19 protein-coding genes and 2 pseudogenes are annotated in these 18199 nt (G+C 70.1%); 10 read left to right on the top strand and 11 right to left on the bottom strand.

Annotation, left to right across the window (positions count from 1 at the left end):
- Nucleotides 1-19: 19 nt before the first annotated feature.
- The 8 genes and pseudogenes from OG522_RS20635 to OG522_RS20605 all read right to left on the bottom strand — a co-directional run bounded on the left by OG522_RS20635 (nucleotide 20) and on the right by OG522_RS20605 (nucleotide 5245).
- Complete coding sequence (locus tag OG522_RS20635; protein ID WP_329464466.1) at nucleotides 20-493, bottom strand: hypothetical protein; 474 nt, start codon at nucleotides 491-493, stop codon at nucleotides 20-22.
- A 205-nt stretch (nucleotides 494-698) separates the two neighbouring features.
- Nucleotides 699-2816 carry an FtsK/SpoIIIE domain-containing protein gene (locus OG522_RS20630; protein WP_329464465.1) on the bottom strand — a complete coding sequence of 706 codons (2118 nt, stop codon included), beginning with the start codon at nucleotides 2814-2816 and terminating at the stop codon, nucleotides 699-701.
- 77 nt (nucleotides 2817-2893) lie between these two features.
- The gene (locus tag OG522_RS20625; RefSeq protein WP_329467659.1) at nucleotides 2894-3070 is read right to left on the bottom strand and encodes a pRL2-8; all 177 of its coding nucleotides are present in this window, start codon (nucleotides 3068-3070) and stop codon (nucleotides 2894-2896) included.
- Complete coding sequence (locus OG522_RS20620) at nucleotides 3067-3384, bottom strand: hypothetical protein (RefSeq protein ID WP_329464464.1); 318 nt, start codon at nucleotides 3382-3384, stop codon at nucleotides 3067-3069. The genes OG522_RS20625 and OG522_RS20620 overlap by 4 nt, the downstream gene beginning before the upstream one ends.
- A 65-nt stretch (nucleotides 3385-3449) precedes the next feature.
- Nucleotides 3450-3536: pseudogene (locus tag OG522_RS41260) on the bottom strand (RRQRL motif-containing zinc-binding protein); the annotation flags it as partial.
- Nucleotides 3536-4393 (bottom strand): DUF2637 domain-containing protein, encoded by an 858-nt coding sequence (locus OG522_RS20615; RefSeq protein ID WP_329464463.1) that lies wholly within the window; start codon nucleotides 4391-4393, stop codon nucleotides 3536-3538. The pseudogene OG522_RS41260 and the gene OG522_RS20615, both read right to left, overlap by 1 nt.
- Nucleotides 4390-4659, bottom strand: a complete 270-nt coding sequence (locus OG522_RS20610) for a DUF6284 family protein (RefSeq protein ID WP_329464462.1) — start codon at nucleotides 4657-4659, stop codon at nucleotides 4390-4392. Before OG522_RS20610 ends, OG522_RS20615 begins: the two co-directional genes overlap by 4 nt.
- 205 nt (nucleotides 4660-4864) lie before the next feature.
- Nucleotides 4865-5245 carry a RapZ C-terminal domain-containing protein gene (locus OG522_RS20605; RefSeq protein WP_329464461.1) on the bottom strand — a complete coding sequence of 127 codons (381 nt, stop codon included), beginning with the start codon at nucleotides 5243-5245 and terminating at the stop codon, nucleotides 4865-4867.
- A 411-nt stretch (nucleotides 5246-5656) separates the two neighbouring features.
- Between OG522_RS20605 and OG522_RS20600 the strand changes: the two genes are divergently transcribed.
- From OG522_RS20600 to OG522_RS20585, 4 genes are all read left to right on the top strand, one after another.
- A complete protein-coding gene (locus tag OG522_RS20600) occupies nucleotides 5657-6523 on the top strand; it encodes a winged helix-turn-helix domain-containing protein (protein ID WP_329464460.1) in 867 nt (288 codons plus the stop codon).
- Nucleotides 6513-7202 carry an HAD family hydrolase gene (locus tag OG522_RS20595; RefSeq protein ID WP_329464459.1) on the top strand — a complete coding sequence of 230 codons (690 nt, stop codon included), beginning with the start codon at nucleotides 6513-6515 and terminating at the stop codon, nucleotides 7200-7202. Before OG522_RS20600 ends, OG522_RS20595 begins: the two co-directional genes overlap by 11 nt.
- 509 nt (nucleotides 7203-7711) lie before the next feature.
- Complete coding sequence (locus OG522_RS20590; RefSeq protein ID WP_329464458.1) at nucleotides 7712-8107, top strand: carboxymuconolactone decarboxylase family protein; 396 nt, start codon at nucleotides 7712-7714, stop codon at nucleotides 8105-8107.
- Complete coding sequence (locus OG522_RS20585; protein WP_329464457.1) at nucleotides 8104-8316, top strand: hypothetical protein; 213 nt, start codon at nucleotides 8104-8106, stop codon at nucleotides 8314-8316. Before OG522_RS20590 ends, OG522_RS20585 begins: the two co-directional genes overlap by 4 nt.
- A gap of 162 nt (nucleotides 8317-8478) precedes the next feature.
- Here OG522_RS20585 and OG522_RS20580 read toward each other — a convergent pair whose 3' ends face one another.
- Together OG522_RS20580 and OG522_RS20575 are read right to left on the bottom strand one after the other, a co-directional pair.
- Entirely contained in the window at nucleotides 8479-9141 is a 663-nt protein-coding gene (locus OG522_RS20580; RefSeq protein ID WP_329464456.1) for a DUF4232 domain-containing protein, read from the bottom strand.
- Between the two features lie 542 nt (nucleotides 9142-9683).
- Entirely contained in the window at nucleotides 9684-10055 is a 372-nt protein-coding gene (locus OG522_RS20575; RefSeq protein WP_329464455.1) for a winged helix-turn-helix transcriptional regulator, read from the bottom strand.
- A gap of 92 nt (nucleotides 10056-10147) precedes the next feature.
- Between OG522_RS20575 and OG522_RS20570 the strand changes: the two genes are divergently transcribed.
- Nucleotides 10148-10987 (top strand): SDR family oxidoreductase, encoded by an 840-nt coding sequence (locus OG522_RS20570; protein ID WP_329464454.1) that lies wholly within the window; start codon nucleotides 10148-10150, stop codon nucleotides 10985-10987.
- Nucleotides 10988-11059: 72 nt separating this feature from the next.
- Here OG522_RS20570 and OG522_RS20565 read toward each other — a convergent pair whose 3' ends face one another.
- Entirely contained in the window at nucleotides 11060-11413 is a 354-nt protein-coding gene (locus OG522_RS20565) for a hypothetical protein (RefSeq protein ID WP_329464453.1), read from the bottom strand.
- 520 nt (nucleotides 11414-11933) lie between these two features.
- Between OG522_RS20565 and OG522_RS20560 the strand changes: the two genes are divergently transcribed.
- The 5 genes and pseudogenes from OG522_RS20560 to OG522_RS20540 all read left to right on the top strand — a co-directional run bounded on the left by OG522_RS20560 (nucleotide 11934) and on the right by OG522_RS20540 (nucleotide 18045).
- On the top strand, nucleotides 11934-12305 hold the full coding sequence (locus OG522_RS20560) for a Cmx (RefSeq protein ID WP_329464452.1): 372 nt from the start codon (nucleotides 11934-11936) through the stop codon (nucleotides 12303-12305).
- Nucleotides 12306-12593: 288 nt separating this feature from the next.
- Complete coding sequence (locus OG522_RS20555; protein ID WP_329464451.1) at nucleotides 12594-12761, top strand: hypothetical protein; 168 nt, start codon at nucleotides 12594-12596, stop codon at nucleotides 12759-12761.
- 557 nt (nucleotides 12762-13318) lie between these two features.
- On the top strand, nucleotides 13319-13474 hold the full coding sequence (locus OG522_RS20550; RefSeq protein ID WP_329464450.1) for a hypothetical protein: 156 nt from the start codon (nucleotides 13319-13321) through the stop codon (nucleotides 13472-13474).
- A pseudogene (locus OG522_RS20545) lies at nucleotides 13467-13667 on the top strand (AhpC/TSA family protein); the annotation flags it as partial. The gene OG522_RS20550 and the pseudogene OG522_RS20545, both read left to right, overlap by 8 nt.
- Nucleotides 13668-13890: 223 nt before the next feature.
- Entirely contained in the window at nucleotides 13891-18045 is a 4155-nt protein-coding gene (locus OG522_RS20540) for an nSTAND1 domain-containing NTPase (RefSeq protein ID WP_443074721.1), read from the top strand.
- The last annotated feature ends 154 nt before the right edge of the window (nucleotides 18046-18199 follow it).

Below are 18199 nucleotides of genomic sequence, written 5' to 3'. Positions count from 1 at the left end.
CGGGTGTTGCCCTTCCTGGTTAGCCGTGGAAGTGGTTGCGCTTGAAGATCGACTTACGGATGTGGATGTCGCGCTGTTCCTGGTGGACGGGACCCGAGTAGTGGTGGTGGACGTCCGGGGCAGGCTTCGCGCGTCCGACAAGCCGGGCGAGGGCGAGCACGAGGGCGGCGGGGGCGCCGAACACGAGGGCGCACACGACCGGGTCGGCGAACTGGGAGACGTACATGAGCACGGCGGCGGTGCCGCCGACCATGGTCGTGGTGGCGCCGCCGGTGAGCATGAGCACGCTGGCGTCGGTGGCGCCTTGGCTCATCGGGGGGCGTCCGGGCTGGGTGACGGGCGGGGTGTCGCCGTGGGCAGGGACTGGGGTGTCATCGCGGTAGGCGGTGGGCCGGTAGGCGTCGGCGATGATCCGGCGCGCCTCCATCTCGGCCTGCGCCTCGCTCAGTCCGGCGCCGGTCACGGTGCCGTGGGGCGTGCTGTCGGGGTACATGCGGAATCCCTTCGGGAGATGGGCAGGGAGGCAGAGACACCCCCTACCGGGGGCGCTGTGGAGGGGGTTTCGGGGGTGCTGACCTGCGGGCCTCCCTGACTCCCTGACAGATCATTTGCGCAGCTCAGGGCCAGGGAGGCGGGTCAGGGAGGGGTGCAGGGAGTTCTCCCTGCCTCCCTGACCCGCCGGGGCTCGGCTCCCTGTGTCAGGCGGCGGAAGCGGAACCGTCGCCGTCGCGGTTGGCGAGCGCGCGGGCGACGCGGTCACGGTCAACGACCATGACCCCGTCGGACTTGCGGGGCTCGGCCCCGGCGGCGCCCAAGACGCGCTTGAGATCGAGGAAGGACCACTCGCCGTAGGCGTCCGCGTTCAGCGCAGCGAGCCGGGCGAGGACATCCTTGGTCCGCACCCGCTCGGCCGTGCCGACCACAGACGCGATGTCGGAGAGCGGGTCACGCTGCTCGCCCCGCTCGACCACGTGCAGGGTGGTGACGCCGTCGCGCAGCGCCTTGGCGCGGTCGGTGATGGATACGGCCGCGTCGTCGTCGATGTAGTGCGTGCGCACGGTGATGGACGCTTGCCCGGCGGGGATGGCGATGCCGTCGGACGCGACGACCAGCGTTCCCCTGTCCAGCCCCGGACGCAGCAGGTTCGGGGCGGCGCCACCGTCAACAGCCTTGTCGCCGAGCGCCATCCGGGCCTGAGACTCCGTGCCGAGCGCGAGGGAAGCGCGGGTGTGGGCGCCTTCACGGACCAGCTTGGGCAGGTTCTGATCGGTGGGGTCCTGGGTGCCCTGCCACATCAGGACGTTGACCGCACGCCCCTGGTTGTGGATCTTCCGGACGGCCATGAAGTACCGGGAGTTGGCTTTCGAGCCGCCGTAGGGCCGCTTCTCGTCGTCCTTGACGGGGCACATGAACGCGACCTGCGCCTCATCGACCAGCACGATCAGCGCGGGGAACACGGTGCCGGGCGGTGCCTGGAGGCGGCGGTTCATCTCGTCCACCGCACCTTCGACCATCTCGGTCACCTGGATCACGTGGTCGTCCGTCGGCCCCTGGATCAGGGTCTTGGCCAGACCGTCGAACATGGCCCAGTCGCCCACGCCCTTGAGGTCGCCCATCAGGAACTGAACCGACCTGTCCAGCGCCACCCACAGAGCCAGTGAGCGCAGCGCCACGGTCTTGCCCTGGTTCGAGAGACCGGTGATGAGTAGGTGGCGCTGATACAGGCTGATGGCCGCAGCGTCCCCGCGTAGGTCCTGGCCCCACGGGGCGCGGCCCTTGGCGTAGTCGGCGGTCATCGTCTCGTCCGTGACCAGCGGGGACGGACCGATCGGCTCGTCCAGCGCGCCACTGTCGGCGACCCACAGGCGAACGGTGCGGGCGGCTTGCGGGATGGTGATGAACACTTCGTGCTCATGCCGGGAGAGGTTCTCTGCGAGCTTGCGGCGCTTGTTCTGTACCTCGTTGGTCGAGACCCCGGAGGGGAGGGTGACGTCGACTTCGACGCCGCATCCGGCGATGCGGATCGGGCCGAGCATCGCCGCACCCGCGTCGCCCATCTCCTTGATGGCCCGCCCCAGTGCGGGCACGCCCAGGTCGCGCAGGGCCTTGACGACGATGGACGGGGTGATCGGCTCGCCCTCCCCGTTGCGCACCGCTGCCGGGAGCGCCCAGTTCGGGGCGGCTTGCTGGTGGCGGCCGACACCCCACAGGGCGAGCAGCGCGAGGAACGGGCCGATCGTGACGGCCGGGCCCCACACCACAGTCGCCACTGTGATGAGCAGGTTGATGAACTCCACCGTCGCCATCAGCGGGGTGACGACCTGGGTGACGTCCTTGGTCGCGACCGCCATCACGACACCGAGCGCGATGAGAGAGCCGACGCCCATGCCGGCACTTACGGCCACGCCCTTGGCGGCGTCGAGCGGTGAGTGAAGGAGGTCCATGCGGCGGCGGTGGCGGGCGTCGCGGAAGCGCTGTCCGCGCTCTTCCCACTCGGCCGCGACCTCGTAGTTCCCGGCGGCTTCCGCAGCGCGGAGCATGCGTTCGTAGCGGGTGGCGGTGCGGCCCTCCCACGTGCGCTTGGCGACGATGCGGGCGCCGCCCACCGCGTACATGCCGTGCCGCACGGCCAACCGTCCAGCGGTGCGGGTGTGTTCGTGGGTGACGATGCCGCGTACGGCCCGCCCGGAGCGGACCCACAGGGGCACAGGCGGCTTTTCGGCGCCCGGCGCTGCTACAGCAAGGATCGCCGCCCCGGACGGCTCCTGCCGCGAGGGGGTGGTGTCTTTGGTGAGGCGAACGACGTTGGAAATCATGGGAGTTGACTCCTGACTGTCCCAGGTTCGGGGGCGGAAGGTCCGTGCGGAGTGGTGCGGGCCGGGGCGGGTGCGGGTCACCACCACTTAGACGGCTTCTTGGGCACGACGTTGGGGCAGCCGTTGACCATGTGGTCGACGCACTGCGGGCAGTCCTGCCGGGGCTTCAGGTGGCGGTGAACGCGCCGGTCGTAGGCGTGCTGCCAGCACTGCGGGCACTCACCGGGCGGCGTCTCACGGGCGGCCACGGTCACCACCACCCCGACGACTTCTTGGCGGCCTTGGCGCGCGCGGCTTCCGTGACGACCCGCTGCCGCTCCATCTGCAACGCGGTGATTTCCGCGATCAGGCGGGTCTCGGCGCTCTGCCACGCGGTGTCGATGCGCCGGTCACCGTGGTCGGTGCCGGTGCCACGGTGCAGACCGCGCGCGCCGGACACCACCCCCGCCAGCACGCTGCGGCGCTCACGGCCGTTCAGTGGCCACAGCTCCCGGTTCTGGACCGCCTCCAACTTGCGTTCGTTGTTCTGGATCTCCCGGTCAAGACGCCGGGTGTCGGGCTTACCCATCACAGACTCCTCAGAGAGAGGCAGAGGGGAAAGAGCAGGGGACGCAGGTGCCGAGCGAGGCGGGGAGGCCGCAGGCCCCGCGCACGGAGTTGGCGGCGGGTGGCAAAGCCATCCGGGGCCAGACGCCACCGGTAAACCGGAAGCGTGGCCATCACGCGGCCCGCTCAGCGATCAGCGCGTCCCGCAGCCCCCGCGCCTTCTCCGCCGACGTGTGGACCGTCTTACGGAGCCGGTCGGCCGTCAGATGCGTGTCGGGCCAGTCGGCCGACGCGGCCCGCGCTTCTTGCAGGAGTTCGGCCGGGGTGCGCTTTGGTCGGGTCGACCGTGCGATGTCGGGGACCCGACCGGTTGCCCGGCGCGGCCGGGTTGAGTCGGCCGCCACCGTGGACACGGGCCCAACCGGTGCAGGCTCGATCGCGGGCAGCGGCTTGAGCGGGAGAGTCGGCTTCAGGAAGCCGACCTGCACCGGGCGCGGGATCGGCACCGGGTTCACTGCGACTGGCGCCGGGGCAGGTTCGTCCTGGTCAGCCATCGACCGATTACTCACGTTCTCGGTCGATTCCTCCATATTCGCGATCGGGGCCGGTTGGTGGTGGAGCACCTTCGCGACCAGGTCGGACCCGAAGTAGATCGACCCGACCGGAAGCGACGTGGCGAGCAGTACGAGCGCCCAGTTCGCCGGGTTCCAGTCGGCCAACCGTCCCCAGTCGACCGACGCACCGTGCAGCGCCGGAACGAGGCCGTGGACGTAGTTGAGGACCAGCGAGGCGGCGGTGTAGGTGCCCAGCACCCGCAGCGCGAACCGTCGGGCGTCGGCGGTCAGTACGAGCGTGGCGACCAGCGCCAGCGCCATGAGGCCGTCGACCACGAAGGGGTAGAGGGTGGCTGCGGTGTGGTCCGCGCCGATCGCTCGGGCCACGTCCCTGAGCGCGTTCCACGACACCCGGAACGCCATCCCGACCACGGCCACCAGCGCGAGCACCAGCAGGGTCTTGGGGGTGCGGTTCATGCCCCGACCCCCGACGTGCCCGGCGCGGCGGTCAGGTTGGTGAGTGCCCGGCGGGCGGCCAGCACCTTGCGGCGGGCCCGCCGGATACGCCGGGCGTCCAGCTCGTTCGGGGCGCGGTCGAGCGTGATGATCTGCGCGTCCAGCAACTCGACTTCCGCCAGGATCAGCGGCATCTCAACGTCGATCGCGTCCAGCTCGGCCGCCGACGGCTCGGCGTCGGGCAGGAGGTCGGTAACGGCCGTCTGAAGTGCAGCGATGTTCTTCATGAGTCGTGGTCTCCCTAGCAGGTGGTACGGCTCGAAAGCGGCCCCGGTGTTGGAGCACCGGGGCCGCGTGCCGTTGAAGTGGAAGCCGCACGCGAGCGGTGCGGCGGGCCACGGGTGCGGCCAGCGCCCCGGGCCGGATTCGATCCGGTGCCGTCGCGGCCCCCGTACAGCGGGGTCGGGGCTGAGGAGGGACGTGCGGTTGGGGTCAGCGCTGGACGACGGGGCGGTGCATGTCGCGGTGGGTGACCGTGACTTGGTGGCCCTCTGCGCGCAGCCGCTCAGCGAGTGCGTGGGCGAAGGTCGGGGCTCGGTGCCTGCCGCCCGCGCATCCGTCGGCGACAGTCACGGCTCCGGCGCTCGGGCCCGAAGCGAAGGCGGCAACCGCCGTAGCCGTGGCCTCCACCAGGTCCGTGATGCCGGACGTGCCCAGCACGGCGGCGCGTACCGGCTCGTCGTCGGCCGTCATGTAGCGCAGCTCAGGCGACACGTGCGGATCGCGGAAGTGGTGACGCAGGTCGATCGTCAGGTGCGCCGACGGTGCGGCGTCGTGCAGGTAGCCGAACGAAACGATCTCAACAGCAGCCATGGGGACTCCAAGGAAACGAAGGGGATGTTCCGGCTCCCCTCAACCCCGCCCGTACGACCGCCCCGCAGGGCGCCCGGACGGGCAGAGGAGGCAACCGGCCCGCAGCAGGCTGCGGAGGGTTGGGGTAGCGCTATACGTCACGCGAGAGACCCGCGTGGCCGCCTACTTGGCCGAGGAGAGGCGGCGTGATCCCCATTCAGTTGTCAAGGAACGACCAGCGCAGGGCCCGCAGCGCGCGCGGCCAAAGCCGCCTTCGAAACGAGCAATCCCAAGCCAGCACAACCCGAATCGACCTGACCAACCTGGCTAGCCCGGTTCGGATAAGAACAACGTAGCCATCCTGGCTAGTCACGTCAACACCTGACTATCTTGGCTGCCCTAATCGAGAAAAGAGGCCGTAGCATCGGAGGCATGACGTTCACGCCTGAACCCCTGGACCCGGACGATGACCGGCCGCCGTACGAGCAGGTGGCGAGCAGTTTGAGCGCCGCCATCCGGACTCGGAAGCTGGGCCCCGGCGACAAGATCCCGTCACAGAAAGAGCTGACCGAGGCCTACGGCTTTGCCCGCGCCACGATCCAGCGAGCCCTCCGTGAACTGGAGGACGAGGGGCTGATCGTCTCCCGCAAGGGAAGCGGCGTGTACGTACGGAACCGCACCGAACGGCCGGCAGGCCTGCGGCCGTACGTGGAACAGGCCTTCGCCAGCGAGAACGTGTCGATCGACTTCGCGGGGTTCTCCAGCGAGACGCTGCACGGGGCGCTTCAGGAGCCGATCGACAAAATTCGGATCGGGCGCCTCACCCCATCGACCATCAACATCCGCATCCTGGTTCCGGATATGTCACTGCCTCAGGCGGCGCCTGTCCGTCGCGAGGATGGCAGCGACGACCCGCGCCTTCGGGCTCGTATGCACGCCATGATGATCAGCTTCACCCGCAGCATCGCCAACACGATGCACGAGCTGAGCGTGCTCGGACTGGTCAGTGAGGCGAAGGTCAGTGTGCGCGTCCACAGCGGCACGCAGTTCTTCAAGCTCTACGTGATCAATCAGGAAGACGCGTTTTTCGGGTACTACCCGATCCGCCCGAACAAGGTCGTCACGCAGGGCGAAGCCATAGAGATCTACGACCTGGTAGGCGCCGACGCCACCCTGTTTCACTACTCGTTGAACGAGGGCGAGTCGTCCAGCGGAGCCCAGCAGGTGAACCAGGCACGCATGTGGTTCGACAGTGTGTGGGAGACCATCGGAAGGGACTTTGACCCGGATGGGAAGTAGCACCCTCGCGACCGTCCTCGGTGCGACCCGAGCGGTCCTGTTCGACTTCGACGGGCCTGTCTGCGATGTGTTCGCGGGGTACCCCGCCCTCGAAGTCGCGCGCCACCTTGCGGAGACCCTGGCGGAGTACGACGCCGCCTTGGGGAGCAAGGCCTACGGCACGGATGACCCGATGGAGATCCTTCGCCTTGCGCCGCAGGGCGGTGAGTCTGCCCTGCGGACGATCGAAGATGAACTGACCAAAGCTGAGGTGACAGCCGTTCGACTTGCGGGCCCGCCGATCCCGGGTGCCGTAGCCGCGCTAGAGGCGGCCCGCGCTTCCGGTCGTAAGGTCGCCATCGTCAGCAACAACTCAACGGCATGTGTCCGAGCGTTCCTGACTGTCCACGAACTCCGGCACCTCATCGACGCGGTTGTCGGTCGGGCCCCGTACTGGCCGGACGCCATGAAGCCCGACCCTCACTCGTTGCTGCGGGCCTCCAGCGAGTTGGAGACGCACCCCCACGAATGCACCCTCATCGGGGACTCAGTGACAGATGTGGAGGCCGCGAAAGCTACGGGCGGACGCTCCATTGGCTTTGCGAACAAGCCAGGCAAGGAGCGCGCCCTAGAGGACGCAGGCGCTGATGTGGTCATCAGAACCATGTCGTCGGTGGCTGAAGCCCTGAGCTCCCCGTAGTCCGCTGATCTCCGTTTCTCGGGGGCCAAACGGGGGGCCAACCGCAGCAGTCTGCGCCGTACGGACGCGGACGCCCACGGACGCACCCGGCGGGTAGATGTCGAGCCCACAGGACATGTGACCAGGGCCGAGAGCCCTTGATCGCGTTCGGGACGAAGAGGTCGTGGGTTCAAATCCCGCCACCCCGACAGCTGAAACACCAGGTGAGGCACCTACAGGAAACTGTAGGTGCCTCACCTGTTTCTGGGTGCGTGTCTATCTGTGACTACCGCTTCGGAGGCGGCGCACTTGCCTCCGGCGGGGGATCGGCCGACGCCGGGATGGAGGGGGGCACCGTCCGTTTGGAGGCGGCCCACACCGATCCCGTCGTGGACCAGCCGGCGGCCGGGATCCGGGGACGCAACGCAGTGGTCGAGCAGGCCTGCTCCACCAGTTCGCCGCATGCCCTTACCGGCGAATAAAATCAGACATACACCGCGTATCCGCTTGATTGAGAGGCAGTGGTCAGGATGACTGGCCGAAATCGCGGCGAGGTCGAGGCGGAGATCAAGGAAACGCTGGGACTCGTTCCGCACTTCTTCTCCCGTATACCGGATGACCTGCTGGAACACGAGTGGGCGATCTTCAAGAAGCTAGAACTCGGTGAAACACTCATCCCGAACAAGTACAAGGAACTCATCGGGGTGGGCCTGCACTCCGAGACGAAATGCCACTACTGCACCCTCTTCCACACAGAGGCCGCGAAGCTCTTCGGGGCCACGGACGAGGAGATCCAGGAGGCAGTCCACTACGCCAAGACCAGTCTCGGCTGGAGCGCGTACATCAACGGCATCCGCGAGGACTACGACGCCTTCGCCCAGGAGCTGGAGCAGGTCAAGGAATACATCAAGTCATCGGCCGGATGATGCAGCTTGAATGGGCCCGGCCCGGCGTACTGCGCGTCACGTCCCACGCCTACGAAATGGCCGCGCTGGTGGCGGCGGCCCGGTATGTAACCGACTCCGCTCCCCCGGACATCCCGCAAGAGGCACTTGAGCACCTTCGGGAGGTCCTGAGGGAGTACGACGCGCAGACCCAGCGCCTGGGCGCCATCGAGACCTCTTCTGACTCTTAGATCGGGGGTGGGAGAGGGAGGGGGGAGGGCGCATATTGCCTTCGGTGCGGGCGCCTGGACACCGCTTGAGCCTGCCTGGGTGCTCGTGCACCCCAGCCCGGAAGGCTCGGAGGGCGCCACACGGCGCCACGCACGCCCGCGAAGGCCGGTATCCGCGGCGGCTCAGTTGGCTATGCCGACCGGGTGGACCTGGATCCTGCTGTCGTAGGGTCCGGCCAGCGGCAGTGCGTTCGCGGGCCACTTCAGGGACACGCTGTGCGTCTCGTTCGGAGGCGTCACCACGATGCTGGTCGGCTTCGACAGGCTCTTGCCGCTGCTGTCGACCGGGTACGAGATGCTGAAGGTGGCCGTGTCGCCGTTCTTCAGGTCGGTGATACGGGGCTGCTCATGGCCGCGCTCGACGGGGGCCGAGGTGCCGTCGGCGTCCTTCAGGTCGACGCCCGCGAAGCCCGTCACCGAGCAGGTGCTAGCGCCCTTGTTGGTCATCTGGACAGTGATGTCGCCCGTCTTCTTGTCGGGCGAGCTGTCCGCGGCCTCGATGGTCAGGTCGCTCGTGCGGCAGAACTTGCTCTTCCCCGAGCCGTTCCCGGCACCGGCAGACGACGAGGAGTTGCCGCCGGAGCCCGGCTTCGCTTTGCCCGTCTGCGCGCCGCCGGAGCCCGACCCGCTGCCCGAGCTCGATTCGCCGCCCGAAGACGAGGACGAGGAGGAGGGGCCCTTGGCGGACGGGGCCGCTCCGGAATCGTCACCGTTATTGCAGGCGGTGAGCGAAAGCGTGGCGGCGAGGCCGATGGCGGCGAGCGCGGCGGTACGGGTGAACTTCATCGTGATCCCCCAGCAAGTGGCGCGGTGCGTGCGGTCGACACTATTTGTATCCCGCACCGAGTTACGGCTGGTTCCCCGCTACGTCTTCGTTCTGTCACGGGCGAATTGACCCCGCTATTTAGCGAGGAGCACTCATGGGTTCCGTCGCCCAAGGGGCGGTAGTCGTAACGAGCCTGACGGGTCATCAGACAGACGACGCGTTGCTCGACGCGGAGCGAAGCCTTCCGCCTCAGGCGACCGCCTCAATGTCGAAGCCGCGGTCGGCGCGTGGTTGGAGGCCAGTGGTCGGTGGGCGCCTCGGCGCGTGAGGTCATTGCATCAAGGTCATGACCTCGGACCCGCAGGCTCATGGTCTCGGGCCCAACAGGTCATGGTCTCAGCCCCCAACAGGTCATGGCCCCCGGCCCCAACAGGTCATGGTGTCGGACCCCAACAGGTCATGGCCCCCGGCCCCAACAGGTCGTGGTGTCGGGCCCCACAGCTCACGCCTAGAGCCCAACAGGTCAGGTCTGGATGCGCCTTTGAGGCCGATCGCTACCGCACTATTCCGCGCTGGGCGGCGTCAGCCGCTGCGTGATCCGGTCGAACAAGTCCGTCAGCGGTTGGCCGACCTCCTGGCCGAACTCGGTTAGTCCGTACGTCACTTGGGGTGGTGTCGTCGGCTCGACCTCACGCCGGACGAGGCCGTCCTGGACCAGGGCGCGCAGGGTCTGAGCGAGCATCTTCTCGCTGATGCCCTGGATGCTGTCGCGTAGCTCGTAGAACCGAAGGTCGCTCCTGCGCAAGGAGATCAGCACCCACACACCCCACCTGCTGGTTATGTGGTCCACCACGTCGCGCGCGGGGCAGTCGGTGTGAAACACCTCATACCGGCTGGCTGTCCCGGCCTGCTTCAGCTGCGCGCCTTCCCTCATGTCCGGAGCTTACCTCTGGGTATGTTCTTACGAAAAGTAAGCCCGGCTCCTAGCGTCAACTACCCAAGCGCACAACGGAGTAGGAGCTGAACATGATCGTGGTGACCGGAGCTACCGGGAACGTGGGCCGGCCTTTGACGCAGGCCCTGACCGAGGCGGGCGAGCAGGTGACGGCGGTGTCACGGCACGCGGTGGCGATGCCGGACGGGGTCCGGCACGTGCTGGCCGACTTGGCCGAGCCGGCGGGGCTCACGTCCGCGTTGGAGGGGGCGAAGGCGCTGTTCCTTCTGCTGTCCGGCGATCTTCACGCCCCCGAAGCCAGGCCGTCCGACATCATCGGCTTGGCTGCGGCGGCCGGGGTCAGCCGGGTCGTCCTGTTGTCGTCGCAGGGCGTGTCGACCAGGCCGCTCGGCCCGTCGCGGGTCGCGATGCGCGCGGTGGAGGACGCGTTGCGGGAGTCCGGCCTGGACTGGGCCGTCCTGCGACCGGGCGGCTTCGCCTCCAACGCCTTGGCCTGGGCGGAGTCCGTCCGCACGCAAGGCATGGTCGCCGCACCTTTCGGTGATGTCGGGGTTCCGGTCGTCGACCCGGCGGACATCGCCGAAGTCGCGGCGGCCTGCCTGCTGGACGACCGGCACACCGGGCAGGTCTTCGAGCTGACCGGGCCGGAGGTGATCACGCCGCGTCAGCAGGCGGAGACCATCGCCGTCGCACTCGGCTCGCCGGTACGGTTCCACGAGCTCACCCGCGAGGAGGCCAAGGCTGCGATGACCCAGTTCGTGCCGCCGGAGCTCGCCGACGACACCCTGGACATCATCGCCGCCCCGAACCCCGCCGAACTGCGGATCAGCCCCGACGTGAATCGAGTCCTCGGCCGAGCTCCGCGCCCCTTCAACGACTGGGTCGCCCGCAATATCGCCGCTTTCCGCTGAGACGCAACGCAGCTGCGGCGCTTGAGCGGCCGCGCGCGGTCCCGAGCGGCCACGGCGGTGCTCCAGGCGGCGCTACCGGCGGTGCTCCCGGCGGCGGGCCCTGGTCGCCTTCCTCGCCGCCTTGCTCGCCGCCTTGCTGATCGCCCTTCCTGATCGCGTCTCTGGTCGCGTCCCTGGTCGCATTCCTGATCGTCCATGCCGCCGGGCGCTCACCACCAGCTTCGACGTCCTGCGCATGAGCCGTGCCGTCGGGGCGTTGGCCAACGCCGGATTCCTCGACGTCGGCCTCGCGACGGCGACGGCGACGGCGACGGCGACGGCGACGGCGACGGCGACGGCGACGGCGACGGCGACGGCGACGGCGACCAGCATGGTCGAGCCCAACGCCAGGGGGCGGGCCGTCTCCGTTCGCCTCAGTGGTGTCACCCTCGCCTGCATCGCCGGGGTGCCCGCGGGCGCCGGGGCGGATCAACTGCGGGGATGGCGCCCGGCGTTCTGGGTCGTGGCTCTCGTCTGCGCACCCGTCATCTTCGCGATCGTACGATCGGTGCCGGGGCGGCCCGCGTCGGCGGTTCCGTCGGCGCCGGGCGAGCCCGGTGAGGACGGCGGCGCCCGCGCCCGACGTTGCTCAACGCCGGGTGCGCGCCCGCGCGGGTGCCAGGACCAACGCCCAAGCCTTCCGTGCCGGGCGAACCCACGCCAGGGCCCATGGCCACCGAGCCTCCGTGCCCGGACGAAACCACGCCCACGCCAGGCCCACACCCGCTTTCTCATCCTCGCCGGGCGAATCCTCGCCCAGCGTGCGCCGTGAGCTGCGGGTCCTGGGCGGTCCGGCCCGTGGCTACTCGTCATGCTGGCCCTCGGCGGCCTGGTGAACGCCGGGGCGTTCTGCACGTTCACCTACCTGGCTCATCGCCGTCATCAACGCCAGTGGTTTCAGGGGTAGTTGGGCACCGTCGTGCTTGCGCTCGGGGCGTTCGCGGGTGTGATCGTCGGTGGCCGTAAGTCGGCCGCGCGGCCCATGCGACTCCTGGTTCCCGGCGGTCTGGCCCTGCTCGTCGGCTGGACGCTGTTCACGGCCGCCGCGGGCACCATGGTGGCGACGTTCCTGCTGGTCTTCGTCCGGGGGGTGCTGTCGTTCACCGTCCGATCGACCCTCATCGCCCAGGCGCTGTACGCGGATACCGAAGTCCCCTCCCTGGGCGGAACGTTCGCGACCGCGCCCCTGAACGTGGGGGCAGCCCTCGGCCCCTCCATCGGAGCCGGCTTCGACCACCGGCCCCCGCGCTGGGTGAGTGCGCGCTGCTGGTCGCCCTGACGTTCAGCACGGCGGCACTGGCCCAGCCGGTCGGCGGGCCGGGGTTGAACTCCGCGCAGAAGGTGTTTGTCTCCTAGCGTCAGCGCAGGCGACGCCGGGCGTCCGATCAGCGCGAACGACCGGCTGGCGCGGCTCTGTTGCACGGAGAGGGGCGCGGATTCCCCATATTCGTATTCCGTATTCCGTATTCCGTGTGCGAGCCGCCCCCGAAGACCGGCGCGGGGCGGGACGCGCGCGCCGCCCGTGGAGAGAACCCTCCTGGGATGTGGCCGAGAACGTGGAGTGCCCATGCCGAACGAGAACAGGACGCTGATCGCGCTGGTGGTGGTGTTGGTGTTCGCGATGGTCAGCTACATCGCGTTCCTCAACCCGGCACTGGGCATCGCGCTCGGTGTCGGTGTCGCGGTCGCGACGCTGGTCTGGCTGCTGCTACAGGGCCAGGGCCAGGGCCGATAGCACCGCGGTCCATTGACAACGCGGTGCCTAGCCGATGACCCCCAGGTCCGTTGCGGACCCGGGGGTCATCGGCTCAGCCGTCCGCGCGGCACGTCCGGGTGACGCCCGCGTGACGCCCGGGTCGGCTCAGGCCCAGGGCCGACAGGTCCGGCCCAAGTCGGCCCGGCCAGGTCCACGCCAATGCCCGTGCCGACGCCCACGGCGACGCGGACGCATCGCCCCCTCCGACGGCCCCGAGGCGCCAACGCCCGTGTCCATGCCGATGCGGGCGCCCCTCACCGGCGGACCCGGCACGCCAATGCCCGTATCGACGCCCATGGCGACACAGACGCATCGCCCCGTTTCGACCGTCCCGGCACGCCGACGCCCGTGTCGACGCCGACGCGGGCGCCCCTCACCGGCGAGCGAGCCGAGCCGTACCGCGCCGGACGGCCGCCCAACCGCGTCGTCCCCACCGCACCGGTCCTGTCCCGCGCCGTGTCCCACCCGTCCCGCGCCGTCCCGCACCACCCCATCCCGGAACGGCTATTCCAAGACTTCCCAGGAGGAACCGCCCCATGAGTCTCGGCGCCGAGCTCCGCGCCGTTTACGACGCGTTCGCCGAGCAGGCCCCCGCCGATCTGCGTGAGGTCATGGCGCGGGGCGGTCGGGAACTGGCCGCGTCCGAGCTGGCCGAGCGCGCCCTCGGTGTTGGGGACAAGGCCCCCGCCTGAGCTCGGCGCCCTCTACGACACGTTCGGCTTCGATCTCCGGCGCGTCAACGGCGGCCACTCCCGCACCCTGCCGCTGCCCGCGACGTACGTCATCGACCGCGACTGCACCATCCGCTGGGCCTTCGTCGACACCGACTACACCGTCCGTGCGGAACCGGCCGACATCCTGGCCGCTCTCGACACCCCCGGCTGACGGGCCCGCGCCTGACACCTCGCTGCCCATGTGGTCCGGCACCGGTCCCTCCCCTGTGAGGACCGGTTCCGGACCATACGGTCGGTGCTGCGCTACTGCATGAGATCCTGCCACCCGGGCCCTCGGCCGCAGAGGTTCCGGTGTCCGGCCCAGGGCCTATTCGCAGGTCAGCCATATAGGGTGGGTTTTCCGGTCCGGACGTTCAGGCGCGGTGAGGTAAGGGGTGGAGACCTTGAGTTCCGACTCAGGGACACGCACGGCCTTCGCGGAACGCCTCGCGCTGCTGTACAAGGAGGCCGGCGACCCTCCCCTCAAGCGCGTCTCCGAGGCCGTCGTCCGACTTCAGCGGGTCGACGAACGAGGGCGGCCGGTGCGGGTGTCCGCCCAGCGGATCAGCGACTGGCGGCGGGCCAAGAACGTACCCGCCCAGTTCGCCGCCCTCGCCGTGGTCCTGCACATCCTGATACCCGAGGCGCGTCGGGCCCGGCCCGTACCCGTGTCGCCGGGCCTCTACGACCTGACCCAGTGGCAGCGCCTGTGGGAGCGCGCCGTCGCCGATCCGGTCGGCGACCGTCCCGCGTCGTCCGCCGAGGACAAGGAAGGGACCCCGGCCGAAGCCCCGGCCGTCCCCGCCGGCGTGTGCCCGTACCGGGGGCTCGCCTCCTACCGCCAACAGGACGCCCGGTGGTTCTTCGGCCGGGAGCGCAGTACGGAGTGCCTCGTCGCCCAGCTCCGCGCGGTGGAGGAGACGGGCGGCCTGGTCATGCTCGTCGGCGCCTCGGGAGCCGGAAAGTCCTCGCTCCTGAACGCCGGCCTGGTGCCCACGCTGCACGACGGCGCGCTCGGCGGCGGGAACGGCCGCGCGCGGGAGGTGCTCCAGCTCGTGCCGGGCGCCGACCCGCTGCGGGAGCTGGGCCGCCGGATACCCGAGCTGGTACCCGTCATCCGGGCCGCGGAGGAGTCGGCCGCGCACGAACCCGGCGTACGGCCCTCCGCCGCGAAGCGGCCCGGTAGCGCGGAGTTCGGGCGGGCGGTGCGGGCGGCCGTCTCGGCGTGGGCCCGCCGCGAGGCCTCCTCCCCCGTCCCGGGCGAGGCACCCACCCCGCACAAGACGGCGTCCTCAAGGGGAGCGTCCGCCCCCACGCCGGGCAGGACAGCACCCTCGGCCATCCCAGGTGGCGCCCCCTCCCCCGCCCCTCCGGTCGTCATCGTGGACCAGTTCGAGGAGGCCTTCACCCTCTGCGCCGACGAGGCGCACCGGCGTACGTTCATCCAGCTCCTGCACGCCGCGAGCACACCCGCCGAGGGTGAACGGGCGCCCGTGCTCGTCGTCCTCGGCGTACGCGCCGACTTCTACGAGCAGTGCCTGGCCTTTCCGGAACTTGCCGACGCGCTCCAGCACCGGCACATGGTGCTCGGGCCGCTGACCACCGCTGAGCTGCGCGAGGCGGTGACCGGTCCGGCCAAGGCCGTGGGCATGGAACTCGAACCCGGCCTCGCCGAGCTCATCGTCCGGGAAGTGAGCGCCGACGGCCCGCGCGGGGCGCGCAACGCGGGGGCGCTGCCGCTGCTGTCCCACGCCCTGCTCGCCACCTGGCAGCGGCGGAAGGCGGGACGGCTGACGCTGGCCGGCTATCGCGCGGCGGGCGGGATCCAGGGCGCGGTGGCAGCGACCGCCGAGCAGGCCTGGTCCAGTCTCGATCCGGCGGCCCGCACGGCCGCGCGGCTGCTCCTGCTCCGGCTGGTCAGGCTGGGCGAGGACACCCAGGCCACCCGCAGGCGCGGGACGCGCCGCCAGCTGGCGGAGGAGTCGACGGACTCGGGCAAGACGGAGGAGTCGCTCGAAGCGCTGGTGCGCGCCCGGCTGGTGACCCTCGACTCGGACACTGTGGAGATCACCCACGAAGCGCTGCTCCACGCCTGGCCGCGGCTGCGCGACTGGATCGACGAGGACCGGACCGGCAACCTGCTGCGCCAGCGTCTTGATGAGGACGGCAGGGCCTGGGAGGGGTCGAGCCGCGACGCGTCCCTGCTCTACCGCGGGTCCCGCCTCGAACAGGCCCATACCTGGGCGAAGTCCTCGGGTGACACCTTCTTGACCCGGGTCGCGGTCGATTTCCTCGCCGCGTCGGTCAAACTGCGCAGGCGCACGGTCTGGATCGGCCGGGCCGCGGTGTCGGCCCTGGTCGTCCTCGCGATGCTCGCCGTCGGCGCGGCGGTGGTCGCCTGGCAGCAGCGCGACGACGCCGTGTTCGAGCAGGTGGTCGCCGAAGCCGACCGCGTGCAGCACTCGGACCCATCCCTTTCGGCTCAACTCGCCCTGGTGGCGCACCATTTGAGGCCCGACGACGAGGGCACCAACAACCGGCTGATCTCGATCGTGAACGCGCCGCTGGCCACCCCGCTCCTCGGCCACACCGGCGCGGTCTACCTCACGTCGTTCAGCCCGGACGGGCGCACGCTCGCCACCGCCAGCTACGACCGGACCGTACGGCTGTGGGACGTGTCGGACCCGGCCCGTCCCAAACCCCTGGGCCAGCCCATCACCGGCCACACCAGCTGGGTGAGCAGCGCGGTCTTCAGCCCGGACGGGCACACCCTCGCCAGTGCTTCGGACGACGGCACGGTTCGGCTGTGGGACGTACGCGATCCCAGCCGCCCGCAACCGATCGGCGCGCCCCTGACCGGCGAGGGCGGCACGGTCTACCTGGTCGCCTTCAGCCCGGACGGACACACGCTGGCCACCGCCAACGAGGATCACAGCGTCCGCCTGTGGGACGTGTCCGACCCCCACCGGCCGACCCCGCGCGGTGTGCTGACCGGCCACAGTGCCGCAGTGCGCTGCGTGGCGTTCAGCCCCGACGGACGGACGCTGGCGGCGGGCGGCGACAACGGGTCCGTCAGGCTGTGGGACATGACGGACCCGGGCCATCCGGTGGGGATCGACACCGTGTTGACCGGCCACACGAGCACGGTGCACTCCGTGGCGTTCAGCCCCGACGGCCACACCCTCGCCAGCGGCGCCTCGGACGACACCGTCCGGCTCTGGAACGTGGCCGACCCCCATCACCCGGCCTCGCTCGGTTCACCGCTCACCGGCCACACCGGTCCCATCTGGTCGGTGGCCTTCAACCCGGCCGGAACCATGCTGGCCGCCAGCAGCGCGGACAGCACGGCCAGCCTGTGGAACGTCACCGATCCGGCCTATCCCTCGCAGGTCGGCGAGCCCCTCGCGGGGAGCAGTGGCGAGATGTACGCCCTGGGCTTCAGCCCCGACGGCCGCACCCTCGCCACCGGGAGCGGCGACAGCAAGGTCCGCCTGTGGTCGATACCGACATCGGACATGACCGGCCGGATCGGAGCGTTCCGCCCGGACGGGCGGGTGCTCGCCACGGCCGCGAGCGACGACCGGGTGCGGCTGTGGAACGTGGACGCTCCGGGTCGGCCGGTGTCGCTGAGCGTGCCGTTCGTGCCCGGCCCCGGCGACCTGCGTGACCTGGCGTTCTCCCCCGACGGTCGCACACTCGCCGTGTTCTTGGGGAGCCAGAGGGTCCAGCTGTGGAACGTCACCGACCCGGCCCGGCCCGTCTCGTACGGCTCACCCATCCCGCTGCGGACCCGGTTCTCGGGCCCCGACGCGCTGGCCTTCAGCCCGGACGGGCGCACCCTGGCCACCGCCTACGACGACCGTACGATCCAGCTGTGGGACGTCAGCAATCCGTCCCACAACGTTCCGCTCGGGGCCCCGCTCACCGGCCACCGGGGCTACGTCAACTCCCTCGTCTTCAGCCCGGACGGCCACACGCTGGCCAGCGGCAGCGCGGACACCACGATCCGGCTGTGGAACGTCACCGACCCGCGGCACGTCGCCCCGCTGGGCTCGCCGCTCACCGGGCACCTCGGCCCCGTCAACGCGCTCGCCTACAGCCCGGACGGCCGCACCCTGGCCAGCGGCAGCGACGACGACACGGTCCGGCTCTGGAACATCGCCTCCCCCGCGCGGGCCACCCGGCTCGGCTCCCCCCTCGTCGGCCACACCGAAGCGGTCGTGTCGCTCACGTTCAGCCAGGACGGCCGCACCCTGGCCAGCGGCGGCAACGACAACACGGTCCGGCTCTGGAACGTCACCGACCCGGCGCAGACCGCCCCCATCGGGCAGTCGATGAGCCCCAACGCCAAGACGGGGAACTTCCTGTCGTTCAGCCCCGGGAGCCATCTGCTCGGGGTGTCGAGCGGCAGCGACACCGTCCGGCTGTGGAACCTGGACGCCGGCGAGGCCATCAGCCGCATCTGCTCGACCACCCAAGGCGTACTGACTCCGGACAAATGGCACGAAAACCTGCCCCGCCTCTCGTACGCACCCCCTTGCGATACGTAACCGGACGGCGTGATGTCGATCACAACTCGTCATTGCGGTCGCGCAGTTGACTCCCGCCGGACGAGCCTCGTTGTTAGTGTTGGCCATAGCCCGATCGCTGGTGCATCCCCCGTCGCCAGCGGTCGGGTCTTTTCGTGCCACCCCGCAGTTCACC

Origin of the sequence: Streptomyces sp. NBC_01431, from assembly GCF_036231355.1 — a bacterium.
Taxonomy (GTDB): domain Bacteria; phylum Actinomycetota; class Actinomycetes; order Streptomycetales; family Streptomycetaceae; genus Streptomyces.
The sequence above is the reverse complement of the archived record's forward strand: the minus strand, read 5'-3'. Positions and strand labels throughout refer to the sequence as shown.

Coding starts and splice junctions, on each gene's coding strand:
- OG522_RS20635 (WP_329464466.1), bottom strand. CDS start 493: ATGTACCCCGACAGCACGCCCCACGGCACCGTGACCGGCGCCGGACTG.
- OG522_RS20630 (WP_329464465.1), bottom strand. CDS start 2,816: ATGATTTCCAACGTCGTTCGCCTCACCAAAGACACCACCCCCTCGCGG.
- OG522_RS20620 (WP_329464464.1), bottom strand. CDS start 3,384: ATGGGTAAGCCCGACACCCGGCGTCTTGACCGGGAGATCCAGAACAAC.
- OG522_RS20615 (WP_329464463.1), bottom strand. CDS start 4,393: ATGAACCGCACCCCCAAGACCCTGCTGGTGCTCGCGCTGGTGGCCGTG.
- OG522_RS20610 (WP_329464462.1), bottom strand. CDS start 4,659: ATGAAGAACATCGCTGCACTTCAGACGGCCGTTACCGACCTCCTGCCC.
- OG522_RS20605 (WP_329464461.1), bottom strand. CDS start 5,245: ATGGCTGCTGTTGAGATCGTTTCGTTCGGCTACCTGCACGACGCCGCA.
- OG522_RS20600 (WP_329464460.1), top strand. CDS start 5,657: ATGACGTTCACGCCTGAACCCCTGGACCCGGACGATGACCGGCCGCCG.
- OG522_RS20595 (WP_329464459.1), top strand. CDS start 6,513: ATGGGAAGTAGCACCCTCGCGACCGTCCTCGGTGCGACCCGAGCGGTC.
- OG522_RS20590 (WP_329464458.1), top strand. CDS start 7,712: ATGACTGGCCGAAATCGCGGCGAGGTCGAGGCGGAGATCAAGGAAACG.
- OG522_RS20585 (WP_329464457.1), top strand. CDS start 8,104: ATGATGCAGCTTGAATGGGCCCGGCCCGGCGTACTGCGCGTCACGTCC.
- OG522_RS20580 (WP_329464456.1), bottom strand. CDS start 9,141: ATGAAGTTCACCCGTACCGCCGCGCTCGCCGCCATCGGCCTCGCCGCC.
- OG522_RS20575 (WP_329464455.1), bottom strand. CDS start 10,055: ATGAGGGAAGGCGCGCAGCTGAAGCAGGCCGGGACAGCCAGCCGGTAT.
- OG522_RS20570 (WP_329464454.1), top strand. CDS start 10,148: ATGATCGTGGTGACCGGAGCTACCGGGAACGTGGGCCGGCCTTTGACG.
- OG522_RS20555 (WP_329464451.1), top strand. CDS start 12,594: ATGCCGAACGAGAACAGGACGCTGATCGCGCTGGTGGTGGTGTTGGTG.
- OG522_RS20550 (WP_329464450.1), top strand. CDS start 13,319: ATGAGTCTCGGCGCCGAGCTCCGCGCCGTTTACGACGCGTTCGCCGAG.